Origin of the sequence: Methylobacterium sp. EM32 (genome assembly GCF_040593685.1) — a bacterium.
Lineage (GTDB): Bacteria > Pseudomonadota > Alphaproteobacteria > Rhizobiales > Beijerinckiaceae > Methylobacterium.
The window spans coordinates 30,869-54,436 of sequence record NZ_JBEXZS010000277.1 but is presented as its reverse complement, the minus strand read 5'-3'; the positions used below and the strand labels follow the sequence as shown (position 1 = coordinate 54,436).

Sequence of the window (23,568 nt, the reverse complement as noted above, 5' to 3'; positions counted from 1 at the left end):
GGGCACGGCGGGGCGGAAGGGGGCGGCCAGGGCCGCCGCGGGCGAGGGCATCCGGACTCCTCGAAGGACGGGCGCGATTCGGAAGCTGTCGGGGCATCGCGCTTGGCCCGCTCTTGGCTTAAGTAGGCGCCGTTTCGCACCGCCAAAGAGGCCAAGATGTCGCCGACCGAGAAAGCCACCCGCACGGAATCCGACACGTTCGGGCCGATCGAAGTCCCGGCGGACCGCTACTGGGGCGCCCAGACCCAGCGCTCGATCCAGAATTTCCGCATCGGCACCGAGCGGATGCCCGCGCCGCTCGTCCACGCCCTCGGCCTCGTCAAGCAGGCCGCGGCCCTGGTCAACCGCGACCTCGGCGTGCTCGATCCGAAGGTCGCCGAGGCGGTCGCGGCGTCGGCCGCCGAGGTGGTCGAGGGCCAGCACGACGGCGAGTTCCCGCTGGTGGTCTGGCAGACCGGCTCGGGCACCCAGTCGAACATGAACGCCAACGAGGTCATCGGCAGCCTCGCCAACGAGCGGCTGGGGGGCAAGCGCGGCGGCAAGTCGCCGGTGCATCCGAACGACCACGTCAACCGCGGCCAGTCCTCGAACGACGTCTTCCCGACCGCGATGCACATCGCGGTGGCGCGTGAGATCAACGACCGGCTGATGCCGGCGCTCCAGCACCTGCACGGCGCCCTCGACGCCAAGGCCAAGGAATTCTCCGAGATCGTCAAGATCGGCCGCACCCACCTGCAGGATGCGACCCCGGTCACGCTCGGCCAGGAATTCTCCGGCTACGCCGCCCAGGTGGCGCTCGGCGGCGCCCGCGTCGGCGCGACGCTGCCGGGCGTGCTGGCGCTGGCCCAGGGCGGCACCGCCGTCGGCACCGGCCTCAACGCGCATCCCGAGTTCGCGGAGAAGTTCGCCGCCAAGGTGGCGGAGCTGACCGGGCTGCCCTTCACCTCGGCCGAGAACAAGTTCGAGGCGCTGGCGACCCACGACGCCCTGGTCTTCACGCAGGGCGCGCTCAACGCGCTGGCGAGCGGCCTGTTCAAGATCGCCAACGACATCCGCCTGATGGGCTCCGGCCCGCGCTCCGGCCTCGGCGAGATCTCGCTGCCGGAGAACGAGCCCGGCTCCTCGATCATGCCCGGCAAGGTCAACCCGACCCAGGCCGAGGCGATGACGATGGTGTGCTGCCAGGTGATCGGCAACGGCACCACCGTGTCGATGGCCGGCAGCCAGGGCCACCTGGAGCTCAACGTCTACAAGCCGGTGATCGCCAACGCGGTGCTGCAATCGGTGCGGCTCATCGCCGACGCGGCGGTGAGCTTCGCCGACAATTGCGTCGTCGGCATCAAGCCGAACCACGACCGCATCGCCGACCTGATGAGCCGCTCGCTGATGCTCGTCACCGCGCTCGCCCCGACCATCGGCTACGACAAGGCCGCCGAGATCGCCAAGACCGCGCACAAGAACGGCACCACGCTGAAGCAGGAGGCGCTCCGCCTCGGCTACGTCACCGAGGCGCAGTTCGACGCGGTGGTGCGCCCGGAGGATATGCTGGCGCCGAGCGCGGAATAACCGCAAGCTGCCACCCGCCCCGCGCAGCTTATCGCCGCGCGGGGCGTTCTACGATCGCGGGGGCGCGGAGGATCGGGTCATGGCCGAGATCATCAACCTGAAGCAGGTGCGCAAGGCCCGCGAGCGGGCCGCCAAGGAGGCCCAGGCGACCGAGAACCGGGTCGTCTTCGGCCGCCCGAAGGCGGCGAAGACCCGCGAGGAGGCCCGCAAGAGCCTGGAAACCGCCCGGCACGAGGGCCACCGGCTGAACACCCCCGATTCCGAGGCGTGAGCCCGGAGGGTGATCTTCTCCTGGACATGAGCCCGGAGGGCGGTCCGCCGCCGGGCCCTCTGCCCGAAGGCGGTCTGCTCAAGCGCTCGCTCGTCATCGCCGGCCACCGCACCAGCGTCTCCCTCGAGGCGGCGTTCTGGGAGGCGTTGCGTCGGCTCGCCCTGGCGCGCGGGCTCTCGGTCCAGGCGCTGGTCGGGCGGATCGACGCGGAGCGGGGCGAGCAGAACCTGTCGTCGGCGATCCGGGTGTTCGTGCTCAGGGCGGTGTGGCCGGGGGAGGTGGTAGATGTCGGCCAAGATGCCGGCTCTCCCTGAAGTTTAAGATTGTTGCTCCAAATCTTAATTAAGAGGCTGGTTCACAACGAAATTCATGATACGGCTCATATGAACCGTTGGCGGCAATGACTTCTATGTACCAAGCTCTGGTATATATCGAATTGGTAGAATTTATATAATTCGGACGCCCGGTGAGAAGATCTATTGGTAATACGGAATCATTTTTGGACGTAGCTAACATGGCGCATTCTTCAGTTATGTATAGCGCCAATGACACTATTCTTGAAAATCGCCCAAATCCAACATGCTATGAAGAAAGTATAGGCACTATGCGAGCACTATCAATTACTATGCATTTTTCATTATAAAAATTATCAATATCATAAATTGTTGGAAATGCAAATTTGTTTCGTTCTGCATCAAAATGTAAAATCCCCTTAGTTGTTTGATTGACAGATACAATAACGCCGATCTGAGCAGAAAAATTTACATTAAATAAAATGCACTTCCCGATATCGACATCATCGACACATGCAGGAAAACCTATGGTTCGAGCATCCATTCTTTGCGGCCCTCTAATTGAATTTTTTGAATCATTTCTCTTTATTGCTGCCTTGTTTTGGAAGCTGCAACATCTCTTTCGTCCCTGCGATCGATGGAACGAACGCTTCGCTGCGCAGGGCGGCAACGACGATCAGGCCGATGATGACGGGCGCCATGATGGCCGTCACTGTCGCAATGAACAACTGCCGCCAGAAGTTGCCGGCCGCCTTGACCTCCCTGACGACAGCACTCTTGAGCGTGTCTTGCCGAGCTTGCTCGAGCTCCTCGGCCATGTAGGCTCGGGCGGCGACATCGAAGAATGAAGCGGCCCTGACGCGCATCTGGTCGAACTGGTAATCGGTGATGTTCCCGATCCAGGTTTCGACCTCGCTGGCCGTCGGCGGTCGCCCATGTGTGACAGTATGATGCGTTACCCACTCGCGTCGCTCATGCGCAAACAGGGCATAGGTAATGAAGTCTTCGGCTCCGGCAGTGGCGCCGTCCCCCGTGAGCTTGTCGAAGACCTCGCGATCGTTGCTCGGCATCGCCTCGGCGTCGTCTACTTGGATTTCGGCGGAAGCTTCCTGGCTCCGTAATGTCCACTCGAGGAGGACTTGAACTCGCCGGTCTGCTCAACGGCCTTGGACAAGGCTTCGTGGACGCGATTGACGCCATCCCGGGTCATGGGCGTCGTCGCCCCGCGCGGCGTGATCGTCACGAAACGGCCGGTTCCCGAACTCCGCTGTCCCCAGCCCTTCTTCGTGTCCATCAATCGACCCCCGGCGCCATGGTCATCGTCTCAGGCTCGCGGACGCTCCGCAAGCGACATCTGCTGACATGCGATCGGTTGACATGGGGTCGGGGCGTCGCTCCTCCAAATCCCGGGATCGCTTCCAACTCTGGTGTGTCGCTCACTCCGGCCACGCGAACGTCGCAAAACCCGGCTTCTCGACCGCCACCGCCCGCCCGCCGGCGAGCACCGTCTCCCCCGCCGCCAGCGCCTCGCCGAGGCGATCGATGCGCAAGCTCGCCAAGCCTCGCGACCCGGCCCCGCCGCCGGTCAGGCCGAGGCTGCGCTCGCCGGCCGTGACCGGCTCGCCGCTCGCCGCCGCCTCGCCGTCGCGATAGATCAGCGGGACCATGCGGGTGCGAGCGGTGCCGCGGTGCTGCATCCGCGACACCACCTCCTGGCCGACGTAGCACCCCTTCTTGAAATCGACGCCGCCGAGCTGGTCCATCAGCGCTTCGTGCGGGAAGGCGTCACCGAGCGCGAAGTCCACCCCGCCCTCGGGCACGCCGAGGCCGATGCGGTGGGCCGCGTAAGTCCCCGCATCGGCCTCCGCTGTGGGCACCTCGCCCTCGGGCGCGTGGAGGCGCCAGCCGAGAGCGGCGAGGCGCCCGTCCCGCAGGGCGGAGGCGGGGGCCTCGCCGCCCCAGCCCGCCGCCACCGCGAGCGGCAGCGCCTGGACCGCGACCTGGGCCCGGAGCTTGTAGAGCGTCAGGCGCTTGACGAGGTCCGGCACCCGGTCGCGGGCAACGTCGAGGTGGAAGCCGTCCGGCGCCCGGCTCACCAGGAAGTCGAACAGGATCTTGCCCTGCGGGCTCAGGAGCGCGCCGAGGCGGGCCTCGCCCTCGGGCAGGGTCTCGACGTTGCAGGTCAACAGACCCTGGAGGAAGCTCGACGCGTCGGCGCCGGTGACGGCCACGACGGCACGGTCCGGCAGGAGGGCAAGCGGCATCGGGGGTCCTTTGCTTGAACCGCGGGCGGGGCTGACATAAGCCGCCTGCGCCCGGCCCTCAATCGGGGCACCGGGCGAACGCGGATCGCGCACGAGGAGAACCCGACGATGAGCCAGAGCTTCGACCTCCTCCTGCGCGGCGGCACCGTGGTCAACCACGACGGCGAGGGGCTGGCCGATATCGGCGTGACGGCCGGGCGCGTCGCCGCGATCGGCGACCTGTCGCGGGCGGATGCCGGCCGCACCCTCGATTGCCGTGGTCTCCACCTCCTGCCCGGCGTGATCGACAGCCAGGTGCATTTCCGCGAGCCGGGCCTCGACCACAAGGAGGACCTGGAGACCGGGTCGCGCGCCGCCGTGATGGGCGGGGTCACCACGGTGTTCGAGATGCCGAACACCGTCCCGCAGACCACGAGCCCGGACGCCCTCGACGACAAGCTGAAGCGCGCGCACCACCGCATGCATTGCGACTTCGCGTTCTGGGTCGGCGGCACGCACGAGAATGCCCGGGACGTCGCCGAGCTGGAGCGGCTGCCGGGTGCGGCCGGGATCAAGGTGTTCATCGGCTCCTCCACCGGCTCGCTCCTTGTCGAGGACGATGCCGGCATCACCGAGATCCTGAAGCGCACCCGCCGCCGCTCGGCCTTCCACGCCGAGGACGAGGCGATGCTGCGCGAGCGCAAGGGCCTGCGGGTGCCGGGCGATCCGTCCTCGCACCCGGTCTGGCGCTCGCCGGAAGCGGCGCTGAAGGCGACCGAGCGGCTGGTGCGCATCGCCCGCGAGACCGGCGCCCGCATCCACATCCTGCACATCTCGACCAAGGAGGAGATGCGCTACCTCAGCCAGCACAAGGACGTGGCGACCTGCGAGCTGACGCCGCACCACCTGACTCTCGACGGGGACGAGGCCTATGCCCGCCTCGGCACGCTGGTACAGATGAACCCGCCGGTGCGCGACGTGAGCCACCGCGACGGGCTGTGGTGGGGCCTGTCGCAGGGCGTCGCCGACGTGCTCGGCTCCGACCACGCGCCGCACACGCTGGAGGAGAAGCGTAAAGCCTATCCGGATTCGCCCTCCGGCATGACCGGCGTGCAGACCCTGGTGCCGGTGATGCTCGACCACGTCGCGGCGGGCCGCCTGTCGCTGCAGCGCTTCGTCGACCTGACCAGCGCCGGCCCGAAGCGCATCTTCGGCATCGCCCGGAAGGGGCGGCTGGCGGTGGGCTACGATGCCGACGTGACGGTGGTGGACCTCAAGCGCCGCGAGACCATCACCAATGCCTGGATCGCCTCGAAATGCGGCTGGACGCCCCATGACGGCCGCGAGGTCACCGGCTGGCCGGTCGGCACGGTGGTGCGGGGCCAGGCGGTGATGTGGGAGGGCGCGCTCGCCGAGCCGTCGCGCGGCGAGGCAGTGCGGTTCGAGGAGGGATTTCCGGCGAGAGGGTGAGGCGCTGCCGCCAACCCTCCCCCCTCTGCGGGGGAAGGTGGCGAGCGGAGCGAGCCGGGAGAGGGGCAGCGCGACGCTGATCCAGGGTTCGCCCGTCATCATGGTCGCGACCTTTCCGGACGCGTCGTCCCCTCTCCCGCCCCACTCCGTGGGGCACCCTCCCCCGCAGAGGGGGAGGGTTGTGCCGCGGCATCGGACGGTTCTTCATCTCTTCCATTCCGCTCCCCACCCTTGGCTCGGGCGCACTTCTCGTATAGGAGCGCCCGGAATTGGAGGTCCGGACGCGTCCGCGTGCCGGCCGTTGCCACGTTGGCGGCCCGATGAGGGCCGGCCCGGAAGCCCGATGCAGACCGTCCTGATCGTCGTCCACCTGATCATCGTCCTCGCCCTGATCGGCGTGGTGCTGCTGCAGCGCTCCGAGGGCGGCCTCGGCCTCGGTGGCGGGGGCGGCACGCAGGGCTTCATGACCGGCCGCGGCCAGGCCAACGCGCTCACCCGCGCCACCGCGATCCTGGCGGCCCTGTTCTTCACCACCAGCATGATCCTGGCCATCATGTCGCACCGGGGCGCCGGCCCGCGCTCGATCTTCGACGGTGCCGGCACCCGCGCTCCGGCGGGTCAGACCGGCACCCCGCCGGCCGGCAACGTCCTCGACCAGCTGCGCCAGCAGCAGGGCGACGCGCCCGCGACCCAAGGTGCCCCGGCCCAAGGCTCCCCGAACCAAGGTTCCGCGCCGGCCGCCCCGGCGGCTCCCGCCGCGCCGGCCGCCCCCGCGGCGCCGCAGTCGCGCTGATCCTGAATTCCCGAGTCCGGCGGCGCACCCGCGCCGCCCCTCTCAACCAAAAAACCTGTGAGTCCGGCCGGCCCCGCCGCCCGGACATGACCCCGTTGAGCTGGCGGCGTTTGGCAACCCGGCCACGCCTGTGTATGGAGCAAGTCCCATGACGCGGTATGTTTTCATCACCGGCGGCGTGGTCTCCTCGCTCGGCAAGGGCCTCGCTTCCGCCGCCCTCGCGGCCCTGCTCCAGGCCCGCGGCTACAAGGTCCGCCTGCGCAAGCTGGACCCCTACCTCAACGTCGATCCGGGCACGATGAGCCCGACGCAGCACGGCGAGGTCTTCGTCACCGACGACGGCGCCGAGACCGATCTCGATCTCGGCCATTACGAGCGCTTCACCGGCGTGCCGGCGACGCGGGCCGACAACATCACGACCGGCCGGATCTACCTCGACATCATCACCAAAGAGCGCCGGGGCGACTATCTCGGCGCCACCATCCAGGTGATCCCGCACGTCACCAACGCCATCAAGGAATTCGTCCTCGACGGCAACGACGCCTACGACTTCGTGCTGGTCGAGATCGGCGGCACCGTCGGCGACATCGAGGGCCTGCCGTTCTTCGAGGCGATCCGCCAGCTCGGCCAGGAGCTGCCGCGGGGCACCTGCGCCTACGTCCACCTGACGCTTCTCCCCTACATCCCGTCGGCGGGCGAACTGAAGACCAAGCCGACCCAGCACTCGGTGGCGGAGCTGCGCTCGATCGGCATCCAGCCCGACATCCTGCTCTGCCGCTGCGACCGGGCGATCCCGCGCGAGGAGCGCCGCAAGCTCGCCCAGTTCTGCAACGTGCGCGAATCGGCGGTGATCGAGGCGCGGGACGTCGGCACGATCTACGAGGTGCCGCTCTCCTACAAGGAGGAGGGTCTGGACCGCGAGGTGCTGGCGCATTTCGGACTCGAGACCAGCCCCGAGCCGAAGCTCGACCGCTGGCACGACATCGTCGGCCGGATCAAGAGCCCGGAGGGCGAGGTCTCGATCGCCATCGTCGGCAAGTACACGGGCCTCAAGGACGCCTACAAGTCGCTGATCGAGGCGCTTAGCCACGGCGGCATCGCCAACCGTGTCAAGGTCAACCTGGAGTGGATCGAGTCCGAGGTGTTCGAGCGCGAGGACCCTGCGCCGTTCCTGGAGGGCCTCAACGGCATCCTGGTGCCGGGCGGCTTCGGCCAGCGCGGGGCGGAAGGAAAGATCCGCGCCGCCCGCTACGCCCGCGAGCGCAAGATCCCGTATTTCGGCATCTGCTTCGGTATGCAGATGGCGGTGGTCGAGGCGGCGCGCTCGCTGGCCGACATTCCCGATGCCAACTCGACCGAGTTCGGCCCGACGCCGGAGCCGGTGGTCGGCCTGCTGACCGAGTGGATGCGCGGCAACGAGCTGGAGCGCCGCATTGCCGAGGGCGACCTCGGCGGCACGATGCGGCTCGGCTCCTACACGGCGGCGCTGGCGCCGGATTCGCAGATCGCCAAGATCTACGGCGGCACCCGCATCGCCGAGCGCCACCGCCACCGCTACGAGGTCAACATGGCCTATCGCGAGCGACTGGAGGCCCGGGGCATGCGCTTCGCCGGCCTGTCGCCGGACGGGCTCCTGCCGGAGACCGTCGAGGTGGTGGGCCATCCGTGGTTCATCGGCGTGCAGTTCCACCCGGAGCTGAAGTCGCGGCCGTTCGAGCCGCACCCGCTGTTCCAGAGCTTCGTGGCAGCCGCGATCGAGCAGAGCCGGCTGGTCTGAGGACCCGATCCGGACGGTGCCGTCCGGACCAACATAGGTTGTCGCCGGGGCGCGAAGACGCGCCCCGCGCTGCCGATCCCTCGCGACATTCATACCGACCCACGGTATAGGAGCCCCGTCGAGGCGGCCCGCCGGCACGAAGCGGGATCCCGCGTGGGAGAGGTGGACCGGTGATGCGTGAGATACCCCTGGCGGCAATCCGGGCCCGCGCCTACGACATCTGGGAGCGCAACCACCGCCCGGACGGGTACGAGATCCAGTTCTGGCTGCTCGCCGAGCGCGAATTGCGGGCCGAGCTGGAGAGCCGCCGCGACGCGGCGGAGGACGCTCGGACCGAGGCGCCCGCCCCGACGCCTGCGACCGCGCCGACCGAGACGGTCGGCGGATAGACGCCCCGGATCAGCGCGCCGCCAGCCGTGCCCCCGCCCGCAGGAAGCGCTGCGGATCGACCGGCTCGCCGTCGATCCGGGTCTCGTAATGCAGGTGCGTGCCGGTCGAGCGGCCGGTAGAGCCGACCCGGCCGACCATCTGGCCCGCCGCCACCGCCTGGCCGGGCGCCACCGTGATCGCCGACAGGTGGGCGTAGCGGGTGACGAGGCCGTGGCCGTGATCGACCTCGACCATGTTGCCGTAGCCGCCCGCGTAATCCGCCTGGGTCACCGTGCCGGCGGCGGTGGCCCGCGCCGGGGCGCCGTACTCGCCGCGCAGGTCGATGCCGGTATGGATGGCGAGGCCGCGGGTGAACGGGTCGGCCCGGTAGCCGAAGGTGCTGGAGAGGCCGTGATCGTTCGCCATCGGCCGCCGCAGCGGCAGCGCGCCGACGATCCTGCGCAAGGTGTCGCGTTCGCCGAGGTCGCGCTGCGCCATGAGCACGGCGCTCTCGAACGGCCCCGCCTCGGCCGGCACCAGCGGGCCGCCGATGCCGCCGCCGCGGATCGCCGCGAAGCGCCGCGCGTCGAGCCCGGTCTCCGCCACCACCTCGCGCAGGCGTGCCGCCTCGCTGCGGCTGCCCGCGGCGAGCCGGTCGATCGCCAGGCTCTGGCGCGCCTCGAGCCCGTCGAGGGCGTGGGCGAGCGTCGCCATCCGGAGGGTGACCCCGGGGGATGGGGCGGGAGCGGGAGACGTCGAGGGCGCGACACTGTCCGCCTCCGTGCGCAGGCCCAGGGCCTCCGGCGTAGGGGGCGGTGGCGGGGCGGGAGCGGGCATCGGGGCGTAGGGCATCGCGGAGGGCACGGCCCTCGCGTCCCGGGCCGGCCAGGCACCGCCCCACCCGCCAGTGTCGTCGCCCGCACCGCCGGCCTGCTCGGCGAGGCCCATCAGCATCGCCTGCCGGCTCTCCAGCGCGACCTGCCGCCCGGCGAGGTCGGCGAGGCGCGTCTCGACCCCGTCCTGCTCCAGGAGCTTCTGCGTCGCCATCCGGTCGAGCCGGGCGCGCAGGGCGCTGACCCGCTCCTCGTAGGCGTATTGCATCGCGCCCTGGCGCTCCATGAACCGGGCCAGCGCCTCGTCGCGAAAGACGATGAACCACGTCGCCGCGCCCGCCCACAGGGACAGGGCGGCGAAGGCCAGCGCCGCGAGCACCAGGGTCCTGCGCCCCACCACCCATACCCGATCGGGACCGCCGTGCGGGAGCGCGGGCGACGCGAGGGGGGTGATGGGGGACGAGGGGCGGAGAGACAGCATCGCAACGGTCCGTAACCTGACCGCGACCGTCGCGGGTTAGGGTTAAGATTGTCTCAAGGATGAGGGTGAAAATGAGCTCTGCGACAGTGTCGCGGGTGCGCTCACGCAACGTCTGCCCGGCGCTACCAAATCAAAATCGGATCATGGCAAAATCGCGGGATCCCCTCTCCTGGCGATGCCGGGCTTGCCCGGTATCGCTCCAAGGTGTGGGAGAGGGGTAGGGGTGAGGGTGGAGACGGTACCGAATAGATCTGAGTCGTTGAGCTGCCAGCACGACGGTCATCGCTTCACACTGAAGCGCGCCACCCTCACCCCCGGCCCGTCTCCCACACCTTGCAGCGATACCGGGCAAGCCCGGCATCGCCTGGAGAGGGGAGTGCCGCTCGACGAGCGAGCGTCGCCGCAACGTGATCGACGAGAGTTTGCGGTGCGCCTCACAACCCCTGCGCCGCCGCCAGCACCGCGTCGGCATGGCCCGGCACCTTCACCTTCTGCCACACCTTGGCGATCGTCCCGTCGCGGTCGATCAGAAAGGTCGTGCGCTCGACGCCCATGTACTTGCGGCCGTACATGCTCTTCTCGACCCAGACGCCGTAGGCCTCGAGCATCGCCTTCGTCTCGTCCGAGGCGAGCGGGAATTCCAGCCCGTACTTCTCGCGGAACTTGTCGTGGCTCTTCATCGGGTCTGGCGAGACGCCGATCACCGCGGTGTCGGCCTCGGCGAAGGCCGCGCGGAGCCCGTTGAAGGCCTGCGCCTCCAGGGTGCAGCCGCTGGTATCGTCCTTGGGGTAGAAGTACAGGACGGCCTTGCGCCCCTTGAGGCCGGCGAGGCTCAGGGTCGCGCCGCCGGTCGCCGGCAGGGTGAAATCGGGGGCGGGGTCGCCCGGGTTCAGCGCCATCGTGCCTTCCTTTCGGCCGATTGATGGTGTGCCTCTCAAGGGAGGCGGGCAGGGCGCGAGCCGCGGGCGAGGGACCGGGCGCGCCGCCCGACGGATAAGCGGCAGGACGTTACCCTCCGGTCACCGGAGCGGGCAATCATCGGCGGCCTCGCGGCCCGGCAGCGTGGCCCTCGCGCTCCGGGTCGCAAGGCCTTCAAGTGGCGGCGTCCCGGCAGGGCGCCCGGAGTGGCGACGCACGCGTGACGACAGGCCGAGCGACACCAGGACCAGACCCCGTGACGCAGCCGGGCGGCGACGGCCCGGCCGCCTGCGCCGCGCGGATCAAGGCGGCGCCCCGCTCGCTGCTGCGGACCTGCGTCCGCGGCGTGCTCTTCCTCAAGCTCGCGGCCGTCATCCTGCTGAGCGTCGGCCTCGGCCTCGCCTACCTGCGCCTGTCGAGCGGCCCGGTGAGCTTCGCCTGGCTCGAGCCCCGGGTGGCGGCGGGGATCGCCGAGCGGCTCGGGCCCGGCTGGAGCGTCGACCTGCGCGACAGCGCCATCGAGATCGACCGCGACGGGGCGCTGGCGCTCCGCACCACCGGCCTCGACATCCGCAACCCGGAGGGCGACCTCGTGGTGCGGGCGCCGCTGGCCGTCGTCGCCATCGACCTGTGGTCGCTCCTCGGCCTGTCGGTCCAGGCCCGCTCGGTCGAGTTCCGCGACCTGCAATTGCGGGCGCTCCTGCACCATGACGGCTCGATCGCCTTCGCGGCATCCAACGATCCCGCCGCGGCCAAGCCCCACACCCCGCCGGCGGTGGTGGCGGCCCGCGGCACCGTGTCGCCGGTCTCGGCCACGGTGGCGTCGATCCTGAGCCTGGTGCTCGATCCGGCCGGCGTGATCGGCAGCCTCGACCGGGCCCGCCTGACCAATGCCCGCCTGACGCTGCTCGACGAATCCGGCGCCGAGCGCGTGGTCTTCCCGAAGGTCGACGGGCTGTTCAACCGCGACGCGACGCGGCCGGCCCGGGTGTTCGAGATGCGCATCGTCGGCCCGCACGGGCCCTGGCGCTTCGGCGGCGACGTCGAGCAGGCGCCCGACGGCGGCCGCCACGGCGTGCTCACCCTCGACGACCTGCCGGTCCCCGACCTGCTGTTGCTCACCGGCCAGTCGCGCCTGCCGCTGACCACCGACCTGAAGCTCTCCGGCCGCGCCCAGGTGGCGATGCACGGCGCCCGCCTCGACGGCATGACCCTGCGGCTCGCCACCAGCGAGGGCAACCTCCTGATCGAGGAGAAGGACTTCAACCCGGTGACGATCGAGGCGGTGACGGTCGACGCCGCCTGGGACGAGGCGCGCCGCGCCCTCAGGGTCGACGCCCTCGATTACCGCGGCGCCGGCAACCGGGTGCGCCTCGCCGGCGAGTGGGTGGCGGGGCCGGACGGCGCCGGGCCGGGCTGGACGGCCGCCCTGTCGGGCACCGATGCGACCTTGCGCGGCGCGACCGCCGGCGACGCCCCGGTCAAGATCGCCAAGGTCGATGCCCGCCTCACGGGCCGCGACGACGGCGTGCAGATCGACGCCCTCACCGTGTCGGGCGACGCCGTGCGCGGCACGGTCAGCGGCACGGTCGGCACCCGGGCCGACGAAGGCGGCCTCACCCTGCGCATCACCGCCGACCGCACCGACGGGCGCGCGGCCCTGCGGCTGTGGCCCGAGAACGTCGCGCCGCCGATCCGCACCTACCTCGTCGACAACCTGCGCACCGGCCGGCTCGACAGCCTCGACGTCCTGGTCGACATGACCATGGCCGAGTTCGCCGCCGCCACCCGAGGCGAGCCGATGCCCGATTCATCGGTGCGGATCGCCTTCGCGGTGAGCGAGGGCGGCCTCACCATCTCCAACGACGCGCCGCCGCTCTCCCGCGCCAAGGTGTCCGGGCTCGTCACCGGGCGCAACACCACCATCCGCGGGGCCACGGCCGAGATCCGGATGACGGACGGCCGCGCGCTCGGCCTCCAGGACGGCTCCTTCGTCATCAAGGACGCGGTGCCGCACGACGTGACCGCCCAGATCGGCCTGCGCCTCACGGGCGGGGCCGACGCCCTCGCGTCGCTCCTGCAGACCAAGCTCTTCCGCTCGCTGTCGGGCACCGAGCTCGACCCCGCCACCCTGCGCGGCCAGGCCGACCTGCGCATCGACTTCCCCCTCTCCCTCGAGGCGGTGCCCGATATCGGCGATCTGCCGGTGACCCTGAGCGGGAGCCTCACCGACGTCGCGGCCGAGCGCATCGTCGGCAAGGAGAAGCTCGAGAACGGCCGCTTCGCGGTTGCCTACGACCGCAACGGCTTCAGCCTGAAGGGCGACGGGCGGCTCGCCGGCGCTCCCCTCACCGTCGACCTGCACCAGCCGAAGGCCGGGGCGCCGGGCGAGGCGGTGGTGACGCTCGCCCTCGACGACGCGGCGCGCGCCCGAAAGGGCCTGCCGACGGCGCCCCAGCTCGCCGGGCCCGTCAATGCCCGCTTCGTCGTGCCGATCGGCCGGCCGGGCAGGAATCCGGTCCGGGTCGAGGCCGATCTGGCCCGCGCCAGCATCGACGGGCTCCTGCCGGGCTGGACCAAGCCGGCCGGCAAGCCGGGTCGCCTGACGCTCGCCCTCACCGAGACCGGCCAGGGCAGCGACCTGCGCGACATCGCGCTCGATTCCGGGTCGGTGCAGCTGCGCGGCAGCGCCGTGCTCAACGCCGAGGGCGGTTTCGAGCGGGCCGACCTCAGCAGCCTCAAGCTCTCGCCGGGCGACGACATCCGCGCCCAGGTCGAGCGCGCCGGCAACGGCTACCGGATCAGCGCCAAAGGCGGCGTCGCCGATGCGCGGCCGTTCCTGCGCGCGCTGACCGCGCCGCCGCGCAAAGGGGGCAAGGACGGCTCTGCCCGCGACGTCGAGGCCGATCTCAGCTTCGCGATCCTGACCGGCTTCAACGAGGAGGCGCTGACCAATGCCAGCCTCAAGCTGTCCCTGCGCGGCGACGACCTGCGCCAGGCCCGGATCCAGGGCCGCCTGCGCTCGGCCGGGGTGAGCCTCGAAGTGGCCAAGGCCGACCGCGGCAGCCCGCCGGTGCTCAATGCCGAGACCAGCGACGCCGGCGCGGCCCTGCGCTTCCTCGACATCTACAAGCGCATGCAGGGCGGGTTCCTGTCGCTGCAGATGGGCCTGAACGACGGGCCGCAATCGGGCCTGGTGCAGATCCGCTCCTTCGCCCTGCGCAACGAGCCGGCGCTCGGCCGGATCATGGCCCAGGGCGAGAGCGAGGACCGGCGCAGCGACGCCAACGACGTCGGCTTCGACCGCCTGCGCGCCGCCTTCCAGCGCACCGGCACCCGCGTCGCCTTCGCGGAGGCCGCGATCTCCGGCCCGGCGATGGGCTTCACCCTGGGCGGCTGGATCGACACGGCCAAGGACCGCACCGACGTCTCCGGCACCTTCGTGCCGCTCTACGGCCTCAACAACGTGGTCTCGCAGGTGCCGATCTTCGGCCCGCTCCTGGGCGGCGGCCACAACGAGGGCCTGTTCGGCATCAACTTCCGCGTCGCCGGCGCGATGAGCGCCCCCAGCATCAGCGTCAACCCGCTCTCGGCGATCGCCCCGGGCTTCCTGCGCAAGCTCTTCGGCGCCGGCGGCGGCGACCCCAACGCCCCGCAATCCGGTCGCACGGAACGCTGACCCGGAGCGCCGGACGGCCCCGCGAGCGCGGCATTTCGGGGTGGACAGCGCCGGAGCGACCCCGTATGAGGATGACCACCGCGGGCGTAGTTCAGTGGTAGAACGTCAGCTTCCCAAGCTGAATGTCGTCGGTTCGATCCCGATCGCCCGCTCCATCAACTTTTTGGAACTGAACACCTTTTCTCGGGCTGTGCGGCCCCGGTGTTCCCCATGTTCCCCACGGTGTTCCTCGCCGTTCCCCTGCTTCGTTCAAAGTCTGTTCCGCGCCTTTCGGCCGATCCTTTGATCATCAGGCCGGTAAGCGTCGCGCCGAGCATCAGCCACGACCGATTGGCCTTCCGACCGATCATCACGGTGGGGTGGGCGGGGGATCACCTGCACGGAGCCGGCGAGATAGGACACCTCCACGACGGTGTCGCTCTCCGTGATCAGGAGGGGCGCGCTCGTTCGCCATCCCTGATGGTCCTGAAGACGTGTAAGCTCGTCCGACCCACCATTGAGGTCGGAGAGCGCCATGAACGCGATCACGCGACGTCGCTTCGCCGCCTGCAGCGCGGGCCTGATCTCGGCCGCAGGTCTGCCACGCATGGCCGTGAGCGCGACCGCGCAAACCGTTTCCCTGAGCGACGGCACCGTCGTGCCGGCCCTGGGGCAGGGATCGGCGCGTCTTGGCCAGGGACGGCGTCCCCTCGCCGATGAGGAACAGGCGATGAGCACCGGCCTCTCGCTCGGCATGACGCTCATCGACACTGCCGAGATCTACGGCGACGGACGCGCGGAACAACTGATCGGGCGCGTGATCAAGGACCGGCGCGATCGCGTCTTCCTCGTCTCGAAAGTGTGGCCCACGCATGCGACCCGGGCGGGCATCCAGGGCGCCTGCGCCGCCAGCCTCGCCCGTCTCGGTACCGACTATCTCGACTTGTACCTGCTGCACTGGCCCGACCGCGTGAAGGATCTGGCAGAAGTCGTCGGCGCCTTCGAGCAATTGCGGGCCGGCGGTCAGATCCGGCGGTGGGGTGTCTCGAACTTCGGCGTTGCCGATCTGGATCGGCTGTACCGCATCCCTGCCGGCGAACGATGCGCGATCAACCAGGTGCCCTACAGCTTGGCCGACCGGACGGTCGAGCGCGAGGTGCTGCCGTGGTGCGTGCAGCACCGCATGCCGCTCATGGCCTATTCACCGCTCGGCGGCGAAGGCTCGAGTGTCTTGCGGAGCCCGATTGTCCAGCGCATCGCCGCGTCGCGGGGTGCAAGTCCGGCGGCCGTGGCTCTGACGTGGGCGATGCGTTCCGGAAGCGTCATCACCATTCCCGAGTCCGGCTCGGTCGCCCATGTCCGCGAGAACGCAGCGGCTCTGACCTTGACGCTGGACCCGGACGACGTGCGGCAATTGGAGCAGGCCTTCCCGGCCTAGCGCATCGTCGGAATCCCACGTCTAAATAGTAATTCGTTATTCGAAACGGCATCGGCGGACAGATTTCGCGAGCAGGTTTCATCCTCTAGAGCATTTTCCGACGAAGTGGACACCGGTTCGTCGAAGAAAAAGCGGCAAAATCAAAGATCTAGAGAGCTTCGCGATTGCAACGCGATCGTGAAGTGCGCTAGAACATCGCGATGCCGGTGAGCAACTGATGCCGATTGGCATCCACGCGCGATCTGCCTTGTGCCCCTGCCGTCATGACCGTGATCGCCATCGAACATCGCATCCCGGGGTCTCTCGTGCTCTTCGGCGGGGTCGGCGTTGTCGGGTGCGCCTTCGCGGGGCGCCCCAACGTGGTCGCCGATGCGGCCGGCGTGCTGCGGACAGGCAACACGGCCGTCATGCGGATCGGCATCGATGCGCTGGGCACGACGCGAGCCGTCATGCGGCAAACCCCGGCTTCGGCCCTCGCGGGGCCGGCCTTCCGGCCGGGGCCGTGTCGCTACCGGGCCGCCCGGACCGTGTCCCGCACCTACCGCAGGGTCGGCGATTCACCGGGCTTCAACTGGGGGTCGCCGCCATCGGGACCCCCGAGGGAGACGTGATCGTTCAGGCGTCCGAGATGGTCGAAGACGTGCTCGAAGGCTTTCGTGACGGCCTGCTCGAAAGAGCCGTCGCGCTTGCCCGCTGCGTCCCTGAGGGCACTGAGCAAGGCGCGGTGCTTTTCGGTATCTTCGGACATGATCATCCTACCGGCCAGCCTGCGCGCCGGCCCGGCAAGCCAATCTCCATGAACAAGTCCGGTTCCTGCGCAGCGCCATCGATGTCGAATCGCATCCGGTCGGCTTTCCGCGCCGCCGCCGAGGTCGGCGTCGGCCTGTGGGCGGCTTGCAACCGGCTGCGCTTGCCCGGCGCGCGCAACCCCTTCGTGGTCGGAATCCACGAACCGATGCGCGAGGAACTGACGCTGCAGGACCTGCCCGTCACCGGGACGATCCCGCCCGGCCTCGACGGCCTCTACCTCAAGATGGGGGCCAATCCCGCCCGTCCGGCGAGGCGGGGCCACGACTGGTTCCTCGGCGACGGCATGGTGCACGGTCTCGCGATCGGGGGCGGCCGAGCCTTGTGGTACCGCAACCGCTGGATCGGCTCGCGCCACGCCGCCGCGGCGCTCGGACGGCCGGCCGCCCCCGGACCGCGGCGGGGCGGCAACGATACTGTCAACACCAACGTCGTCGAGATCGGCGGCCGGGTCTTCGCGGTCGTCGAGGCCGGCAGCACTCCCGTCGAGCTCTCGCGAACCCTGGACGACCAGCGCTACAACCCGTTCGACGGGACGCTCGCCGGGTCCTTCACCGGGCATCCGCACCGCGACCCGCTGACCGGCGAGACCCACGCGATCGCCTATGACGGCCGCGTCTGGAACCGCGTCCGCCACGTCGTCCTCTCGCCGGCCGGGCAGGTCGTGCGGGACATGGCCGTGGCGGTCGAGCACGGCCCCTGCATCCACGACTGCGCGATCACGGCGCGCTTCGCGATCGTGCTCGACCTGCCGGTCACGTTCTCGTTCGCGGCGTTGCTCGCCGGCTACCGCTTCCCGTTCCGCTGGAATCCCCGCCACCGGGCCCGGGTCGGCCTGCTGCCCAGGCGGGGCGACGGCGCCGACATCCTGTGGTGCGCGGTCGAGCCCTGCTTCGTGTTCCACGCCGCCAACGCCTACGACGAGGCCGACGGTCGGGTGATCCTCGACGTCGTCGCCTACGACACGGTGTTCACCGCGGCTGGGGGCGGGTTCGACGGCCCGGGCCGGCTCGAACGCTGGACGATCGACCCCGCGACCCGGCACGTCGCGCGGCGGGTGCTAGACCCGGCGGCGCAGGAATTCCCCCGCATCGACGAGCGGCGCCTCGGGCAGCGCCACCGCGTCCTCTACACGGTGAGCGTCCCGGCCGACGGCAACACGCAGCTCGCCGGGGCGACGCAGCTCTACCGGCACGACCTGGAGACGGGCGAGCGCCTGGTGCACGAGTTCGGGGCCGACCGGATCCCGGGCGAGTTCGTCTTTGTGCCGGCGAACCCTGAGGCCGGTGAGGACGAGGGCTGGCTCGTCGGGCTCGTCATCGACACCGCGCGGGACACGACGGATTGCGTCATCCTCGACGCGCGAACCTTCGAGGCACCGCCCGTCGCCACGATCCGCCTCGGGCACCGGATCCCGCCGGGCTTCCACGGCAACTGGTTCCCCGCCCGCGCTCCGGGCGAGAGGGCGGGGGCCGCCGCCCCGTGACGCCCGCGCGGGGCCGGCCCGGGTTCCTCAGGCCGCCGGAATCCGGCCGATCACCGCCGTCATCGGGTCGCCGGGACTGTCCTCGGGCCGCAGCGCCCATCCCTCGATGCGGGTGAAGCCGGCGCGTTCGAGATACAGGCCGACGAGCTGGACCTGGCCCGCGACATCGAGACCATGCCAGATCGCCACCGCCTTGGTCGGGAAGCAGCGGTTCGAGAACGAGACCACCACCGGGGCGCCGGGGCGCAGCACGCGGGCGACCTCGGACAGGACGGCCACGGGCCGCTGCAGGTACTGCACCGAGACGCAGATCAGGGCGGCGTCGAGGCTCGCCGCGTCGAGGGGCAGGTGCGGCGCGGCGTTGAGATCCTGTACGAATCGCCGGGTCAGCCGCGGGTTGGCGGCGAGTTCCGCGGCGTTCAGGCCGTGGCCGACGACGCTGGCATAGGCGATCTCGTCCGGCAGGTGGCTGACCCAGCTCGACATCAGGTCGAGGACGTCGCCGCCCGCCGGGACGACCTCCCGGTACAGGTCGGTCACCGCCGCGATCGCGGCTGCGTCGATATGGGTCACGAAGCGGGGGTGTTCGTAGAACAGCGGATCGGGCGTTCGGTCGCGCTTCGCGAAGGCTTCCGGCGGCAGGTCGGGAAGATCCTGGTCCGGTCGATTTTGGGCCATCGTCGGGTACGCCTCCGGGCCGGTCGGCGCGCCGGCCGCGAGGGGCGGCGCATGACTTGCGGGTCGAGGCGAGGGTAGGGGGCGCCCGGCGAACGCCCAGTGCGGGCGTCGACGTTGCCGCATTCGCACGATGACGCAGACGGGACCCGTCCCGGAGCTGGGCTGGGGACCCGACGCCGGCAGGAGCCGGCCCATGCATGCCGGGCGGTCCCGCTCGGATGCGGGTTTTCGGGTGCGGGAGACCGCCGAGGCGCGGGCGTGGCTCCCTGCGCACTCGGCCACGGCCGGGCCGGCGTGGAGAACGCACACCCTCCGGTTTCAACCCCGCCAAAAAAGCTATAGAGACAAAAGAAGTAGGCCGAGAAGCGCCGAGGAGCGCGGGTGCCGTGGCGGGGAGTGCGTTGGGTTCCGAGACCACCATCGTCGTCGCGGACGACCACCCGCTCTTTCGCGGTGCGCTGCGCGGCGCCGTGACGGCGATCATGCCCGGCGCCCGGATCATCGAGGCGAGCGGGCTCGAGCCGTTGACGGCGATCCTCGACCGGGAGCCCGAGATCGACCTCGTGCTGCTCGACCTCACGATGCCGGGGGTGCAGGGCTTCTCCGGCCTGATCTACCTGCGGGCGCAGCACCCGGCGATCCCCGTGGTGATCGTCTCGGCCAACGAGGACCCGGTGGTGATCCGCCGCGCCCTCGATTTCGGCGCCGCCGGCTTCATCCCGAAATCCCTCGAGGTCGACCGCATCGGCGAGGCGATCGGGCGGGTGCTGGCCGGCGGCAACTGGTCGCCGCCGGACATCGAATTGTCGGCCTCCGAGGACAAGGAGACGGCCGACCTCATGCGCCGCCTCGCCACCCTGACGCCGCAGCAGGTGCGGGTGCTGATGATGCTGTCCGAGGGCCTGCTCAACAAGCAGATCGCCTACGAGCTCGGCGTCTCGGAGGCGACCGTGAAGGCCCATGTCTCGGCGATCCTGCAGAAGCTCGGCGTCGAGAGCCGGACCCAGGCGGTGATCGTCTCCTCGCGCATCGGCGCGACGCTCAAGCCCCCGGCCGGGGTCGAGTAAGCTCTTACGAAGCCCGCAAGGTCCGCTCCTCGCGCGGCTCCCGGCCGAGGCCGCGCGGCACGTCGTAGGCGGTGCCGCGGAGCCCGAACACCGCCCTCGTGGTGTCGGCGGTCTCCGGCGTCCAGCGGGCGAGGAACGGCACAAGGGGATTGCCGTCGTAGATCATCGGCAGCGCCAGGGGCTCGGTCTCCCAGCCGAGCGTCGCCAGGTGGGTGATCATGATCGGGTGGGCCTGGATCAGGTAGCCGTCGAGGCCGAGCCGCCCGGTCAGCTCGGCCACCGCGACGAACTGGCGCCCGGCGACCGGGTCCTTCGCGGTGGCGGAGGCCCGCCGCCAGGGTGCGGCGCCGCAGCGGGTCCACTCGAAGATCCGCGGGCCGCACGGGGCGGTCGCGCCCTGGAGGAGCTGCGGGTAGACGTGGCTCTGGAGATGCGGCCGGGTCGTCGGCAGCAGGCGCGAATATGACACGACCTCGCCGCCGTCGATCCCCGCGACGTGGATGCAGTCCGGCCCGTCGAACTGGTCCCGCTCGCGTCCGTCGGGCTTGCGGCACGCCTCCCACCGCATCGTCTCGACGAACAGGCGGTGACGGAAGCAGTAGATCCGGTCGAGCAGTTCTGCGCTGGCGCGATAGTTGTCGCGATCGATGATCGTGATCAAGATCGGGGCTCCTTGCTGTGGAGCCACTCATGATCTTTGATACTGGAATGAGATAGACCGTAAATTTACGGGATGTTCGCCAGGTCGGGCTGAAGACCTGGTCGGGGCCGGGATCTCGCGCGGCGGACGGGTCTTCACCCCGTCGCGCCGCTAAACGATCGATCCCCGGCACACCTCCACCGCGCGCTGCGGCGTGAACGGGATCCCGGACGTTGCCCGGCCGGTCCTGCCGGCGGTCGCCCGCCCGCGGCACGCGACGTCGCGCGTCCGGCAAGGTGTCGCCCCGCCCGGGCGGGTGGGCGTGGCCGGCACGGCCGGGCCGAGGCGGCGCGAGGCGAGGTGGGCGTAGATGCCCAGGAGGTGCAGCCCGGCCCCGGCCTCCTCCGACAGGTCCATCCGCGGCGCGCCGAACGAGGCGACGCTCTCGGTGCCGTCGACGTCGTGGATCGGCACGCAGAAGCCGTCGCCGAGGCCGAAGGTGCGCGCCTCGTCCATGATCCGCCGGGCCAGGACCGCGCCGTGCTCGATCGCGACCTCCGACCACAGGAACGGCGCGGTGGTGCGCCGCACATGCGCCACCACCGGATCGTGCCGGACGTAATCCCGCGCGACGTAGCGCTCCGCCCATTCCGCCGGCCAGTGCATCAGCAGCAGCCGGTCGGGCAGGGTCTCGCCGGTTGTCTGCGGCAGGCCCGCGATGGCGAAGTGCTCGTAGCCGAAGATCCCGCCGGCGCGGGTCAGGATCGCCACGACCTCGGCCGTGCTGTGTGCCGCCTTCATCGCCTGGACCAGGTCCAGCGTGACCTGCCCGATCACCGTCATGTTGCCGCGTAGTCCATTCCGACACAGGTCAAGCAACGACCCGCGGGATCGCGGGCGAGCCTCCTCGTCTATCAGGAAATGTTGCGGGCGGCGACGATCGGGATTGCCGAGACCGTGTCGGATCGTCGCCGCGGGACGGCGGCCGGTCAGGCCGCCCGCTTCTTGAGCACGCCCACCAGCACGGCCGTGATGACGGTGCCGGCCACGAGAGCCACCACGGCGCCGAGCACCGGGGTGATGGCGTTCGGGATCGGCAGCACGAACAGGCCGCCATGGGGGACGCGGAGCGCCACCCCGAGGGTCATCGACAGGGCGCCCGCCACTGCCGAGCCGGCCACCAGGGCCGGGATCACCCGCAAGGGGTCGGCGGCCGCGAAGGGGATCGCCCCCTCGGTGATGAAGGCCGCGCCCAGCACCGCCGCGGCGCTGCCGGCCTCGCGCTCGGCTTCGCTGAAGCGGCCGGGAAAGAGCCGGGTGGCCAGCGCGATGCCGAGCGGCGGAGTCATGCCGGCGAGCATCACGGCGGCCATCGGGGCGTAGATGCCCGACGAGATCAGCGCGGCGGAGGAGGCGTAGGCCGCCTTGTTGATTGGCCCGCCCATGTCGACCGCCATCATGGCGCCGAGGATCAGGCCGAGCAGCAGCGCGCTCGCGCCCTGCATGCCCTTGAGCCAGCCGGTGAGCGCGGCGAGCAACGCCGCCACCGGAACGCCGACGACGTAGACCATCAGGAGGCCGGTCACGAGCGTGCCGAGGAGCGGCAGGATCAGGACGGGCTTGAGGCCCTCCAGGTTCTTCGGCAGCCGGATCGTGCGGCTCAGGAAGGACACGGTGTAGCCGGCGATGAAGCCCGCCACGATGCCGCCGAGGAAGCCGGCGTTGAGGTTCGCCGCCAGCATGCCGCCGATCATCCCCGGGGCGATGCCCGGCCGGTCGGCGATCGAGTAGGCGATGTAGCCGGCGAGCGCCGGCACGATCAGCGCGAAGGCCGCCTTGGCGCCGATCTCGCCCAGCGCGAAGCCCAAGCTCCCCTTGTTCTCCGGCGACATCGCGTCGATGCCCCCGAAGGCGAAGGCCAGCGCGATCAGCAGGCCGCCCGCCACCACGAAGGGCAGCATGAACGACACGCCGGTCATCAGGTGCTTGTAGGCGCCGGCCTTCGTCTCGGCGGCGGCCGGGCGGGCGGGGCCGGAATCGGCGACTTGCGCTCCTTGGAGTTCGGCGTCCTTCAGGGCGGTGGCGATCAGCCCCTTGCCGTCGCGGATCGCCGCCTTGGTGGTGGTGGCGTAGACCCGCTTGCCGGAGAAGCGCCCGCGATCGACCCCGGTATCGGCGGCGATCAGCACGATGTCGGCCGCCGCGATCTCGTCCGGCGTCAGCGCGTCGCGGGCGCCGACCGAGCCTTGCGTCTCGACCCGCACCGCGTGGCCGAGCGCCTGCGCGGCGGCCTGGATGCCTTCCGCCGCCATGAAGGTGTGGGCGATGCCAGTCGGGCAGGAGGTGATGGCGACGATGCGCTTGGGCCCGCTCGTCTCCGGCGCAGCGCCCGGCCTCGCGCCGGGGCTTCTGCCCGCGAGCGCCCGGTCGATCACCCCGTCGACGTCGGTGAGCACGTCCTCGATCGCCGCCTTGGCGCGGCTCAGAGCGCTGAACCGGCCCTCGCCGAGATCGCCGGTGCCGACGAGGAGCACCGCGTCGGCGCCCTGGATCGCGCCCTCGCTCAAGGGGGCGCCGGTCGCGCCGCGGCCGCGCAGTTCGAGGTCGAGGCGCTGGTTGCGCCGTCCCGCCGCCCTGCGCAGGGCCTCGGCCGCCAGCACCGCGTGGGTGCTGAGATCGCCGCCGCCGACGACGGCCACCAAGTGGGTCATGGGGTGTTCCTCCTGAAGTCTTGTGGTTGATCCGGCTTCGAGTGTTGAAACCCTCTCCGTCATTCCGGG

The 23,568-nt window shown here is 70.4% G+C and carries 21 protein-coding genes and 1 tRNA gene; 12 read left to right on the top strand and 10 right to left on the bottom strand.

The window, feature by feature from the left end:
* Positions 1-156 precede the first annotated feature (156 nt).
* The 3 genes from fumC (at position 157) to ABZT49_RS34210 (ending at position 2,151) form a co-directional block, all read left to right on the top strand.
* The gene (gene fumC, locus ABZT49_RS34220; protein ID WP_355293067.1) at positions 157-1,566 is read left to right on the top strand and encodes a class II fumarate hydratase; all 1,410 of its coding nucleotides are present in this window, start codon (positions 157-159) and stop codon (positions 1,564-1,566) included.
* Between the two features lie 79 nt (positions 1,567-1,645).
* A complete protein-coding gene (locus ABZT49_RS34215; protein ID WP_355293065.1) occupies positions 1,646-1,837 on the top strand; it encodes a DUF4169 family protein in 192 nt (63 codons plus the stop codon).
* A gap of 26 nt (positions 1,838-1,863) precedes the next feature.
* Positions 1,864-2,151, top strand: coding sequence for a ribbon-helix-helix domain-containing protein (locus tag ABZT49_RS34210; protein WP_355293075.1), 288 nt, complete (start codon positions 1,864-1,866; stop codon positions 2,149-2,151).
* A 554-nt stretch (positions 2,152-2,705) separates the two neighbouring features.
* Here the strand turns inward: ABZT49_RS34210 and ABZT49_RS34205 are convergent.
* The 3 genes from ABZT49_RS34205 to ABZT49_RS34195 all read right to left on the bottom strand — a co-directional run bounded on the left by ABZT49_RS34205 (position 2,706) and on the right by ABZT49_RS34195 (position 4,394).
* Positions 2,706-3,200, bottom strand: a complete 495-nt coding sequence (locus ABZT49_RS34205) for a hypothetical protein (protein WP_355293063.1) — start codon at positions 3,198-3,200, stop codon at positions 2,706-2,708.
* Positions 3,201-3,214: 14 nt separating this feature from the next.
* Positions 3,215-3,424 (bottom strand): hypothetical protein, encoded by a 210-nt coding sequence (locus ABZT49_RS34200; protein WP_355293061.1) that lies wholly within the window; start codon positions 3,422-3,424, stop codon positions 3,215-3,217.
* A gap of 142 nt (positions 3,425-3,566) precedes the next feature.
* Positions 3,567-4,394, bottom strand: coding sequence for a folate-binding protein (locus ABZT49_RS34195; protein ID WP_355293059.1), 828 nt, complete (start codon positions 4,392-4,394; stop codon positions 3,567-3,569).
* Between the two features lie 108 nt (positions 4,395-4,502).
* On the opposite strand from ABZT49_RS34195, the gene ABZT49_RS34190 reads away from it, so the two are divergent.
* The 4 genes from ABZT49_RS34190 (at position 4,503) to ABZT49_RS34175 (ending at position 8,802) form a co-directional block, all read left to right on the top strand.
* Positions 4,503-5,843, top strand: coding sequence for a dihydroorotase (locus ABZT49_RS34190; RefSeq protein ID WP_355293057.1), 1,341 nt, complete (start codon positions 4,503-4,505; stop codon positions 5,841-5,843).
* Between the two features lie 343 nt (positions 5,844-6,186).
* Positions 6,187-6,636 (top strand): preprotein translocase subunit SecG, encoded by a 450-nt coding sequence (secG, locus tag ABZT49_RS34185; protein ID WP_355293055.1) that lies wholly within the window; start codon positions 6,187-6,189, stop codon positions 6,634-6,636.
* Positions 6,637-6,784: 148 nt separating this feature from the next.
* Positions 6,785-8,413: a CTP synthase gene (locus ABZT49_RS34180; protein ID WP_355293053.1), complete on the top strand. Its 1,629-nt coding sequence runs from the start codon at positions 6,785-6,787 to the stop codon at positions 8,411-8,413.
* Between the two features lie 173 nt (positions 8,414-8,586).
* Positions 8,587-8,802, top strand: coding sequence for a DUF2934 domain-containing protein (locus ABZT49_RS34175; RefSeq protein ID WP_355293051.1), 216 nt, complete (start codon positions 8,587-8,589; stop codon positions 8,800-8,802).
* A 10-nt stretch (positions 8,803-8,812) separates the two neighbouring features.
* Here ABZT49_RS34175 and ABZT49_RS34170 read toward each other — a convergent pair whose 3' ends face one another.
* Positions 8,813-10,015, bottom strand: a complete 1,203-nt coding sequence (locus tag ABZT49_RS34170; protein ID WP_355293049.1) for a M23 family metallopeptidase — start codon at positions 10,013-10,015, stop codon at positions 8,813-8,815.
* Positions 10,016-10,530: 515 nt separating this feature from the next.
* Positions 10,531-10,995 (bottom strand): peroxiredoxin, encoded by a 465-nt coding sequence (locus ABZT49_RS34165; protein WP_355293047.1) that lies wholly within the window; start codon positions 10,993-10,995, stop codon positions 10,531-10,533.
* Between the two features lie 275 nt (positions 10,996-11,270).
* Here ABZT49_RS34165 and ABZT49_RS34160 point away from each other — a divergent pair, with 275 nt between their 5' ends.
* From ABZT49_RS34160 to ABZT49_RS34150, 3 genes are all read left to right on the top strand, one after another.
* Positions 11,271-14,693 (top strand): DUF3971 domain-containing protein, encoded by a 3,423-nt coding sequence (locus ABZT49_RS34160; RefSeq protein WP_407943634.1) that lies wholly within the window; start codon positions 11,271-11,273, stop codon positions 14,691-14,693.
* Between the two features lie 80 nt (positions 14,694-14,773).
* Positions 14,774-14,848, top strand: a tRNA-Gly gene (locus ABZT49_RS34155).
* A gap of 359 nt (positions 14,849-15,207) precedes the next feature.
* The gene (locus ABZT49_RS34150; RefSeq protein WP_355293046.1) at positions 15,208-16,110 is read left to right on the top strand and encodes an aldo/keto reductase; all 903 of its coding nucleotides are present in this window, start codon (positions 15,208-15,210) and stop codon (positions 16,108-16,110) included.
* Positions 16,111-16,648: 538 nt separating this feature from the next.
* Here ABZT49_RS34150 and ABZT49_RS34145 read toward each other — a convergent pair.
* A complete protein-coding gene (locus ABZT49_RS34145; RefSeq protein ID WP_355293044.1) occupies positions 16,649-16,858 on the bottom strand; it encodes a hypothetical protein in 210 nt (69 codons plus the stop codon).
* 81 nt (positions 16,859-16,939) lie between these two features.
* Here ABZT49_RS34145 and ABZT49_RS34140 point away from each other — a divergent pair, with 81 nt between their 5' ends.
* Entirely contained in the window at positions 16,940-18,403 is a 1,464-nt protein-coding gene (locus ABZT49_RS34140) for a carotenoid oxygenase family protein (RefSeq protein ID WP_355293042.1), read from the top strand.
* Between the two features lie 27 nt (positions 18,404-18,430).
* Here ABZT49_RS34140 and ABZT49_RS34135 read toward each other — a convergent pair whose 3' ends face one another.
* Entirely contained in the window at positions 18,431-19,081 is a 651-nt protein-coding gene (locus ABZT49_RS34135; protein ID WP_355293041.1) for a methyltransferase domain-containing protein, read from the bottom strand.
* Positions 19,082-19,482: 401 nt separating this feature from the next.
* Here ABZT49_RS34135 and ABZT49_RS34130 point away from each other — a divergent pair, with 401 nt between their 5' ends.
* Positions 19,483-20,148 (top strand): response regulator transcription factor, encoded by a 666-nt coding sequence (locus tag ABZT49_RS34130; protein WP_355293071.1) that lies wholly within the window; start codon positions 19,483-19,485, stop codon positions 20,146-20,148.
* 4 nt (positions 20,149-20,152) lie between these two features.
* Here ABZT49_RS34130 and ABZT49_RS34125 read toward each other — a convergent pair whose 3' ends face one another.
* From ABZT49_RS34125 to ABZT49_RS34115, 3 genes are all read right to left on the bottom strand, one after another.
* Complete coding sequence (locus ABZT49_RS34125; RefSeq protein WP_355293039.1) at positions 20,153-20,809, bottom strand: acyl-homoserine-lactone synthase; 657 nt, start codon at positions 20,807-20,809, stop codon at positions 20,153-20,155.
* Positions 20,810-20,959: 150 nt separating this feature from the next.
* Complete coding sequence (locus tag ABZT49_RS34120) at positions 20,960-21,631, bottom strand: autoinducer binding domain-containing protein (RefSeq protein WP_355293037.1); 672 nt, start codon at positions 21,629-21,631, stop codon at positions 20,960-20,962.
* Positions 21,632-21,777: 146 nt separating this feature from the next.
* Positions 21,778-23,499, bottom strand: a complete 1,722-nt coding sequence (locus ABZT49_RS34115; protein ID WP_355293035.1) for a fructose-specific PTS transporter subunit EIIC — start codon at positions 23,497-23,499, stop codon at positions 21,778-21,780.
* Positions 23,500-23,568 lie beyond the last annotated feature (69 nt).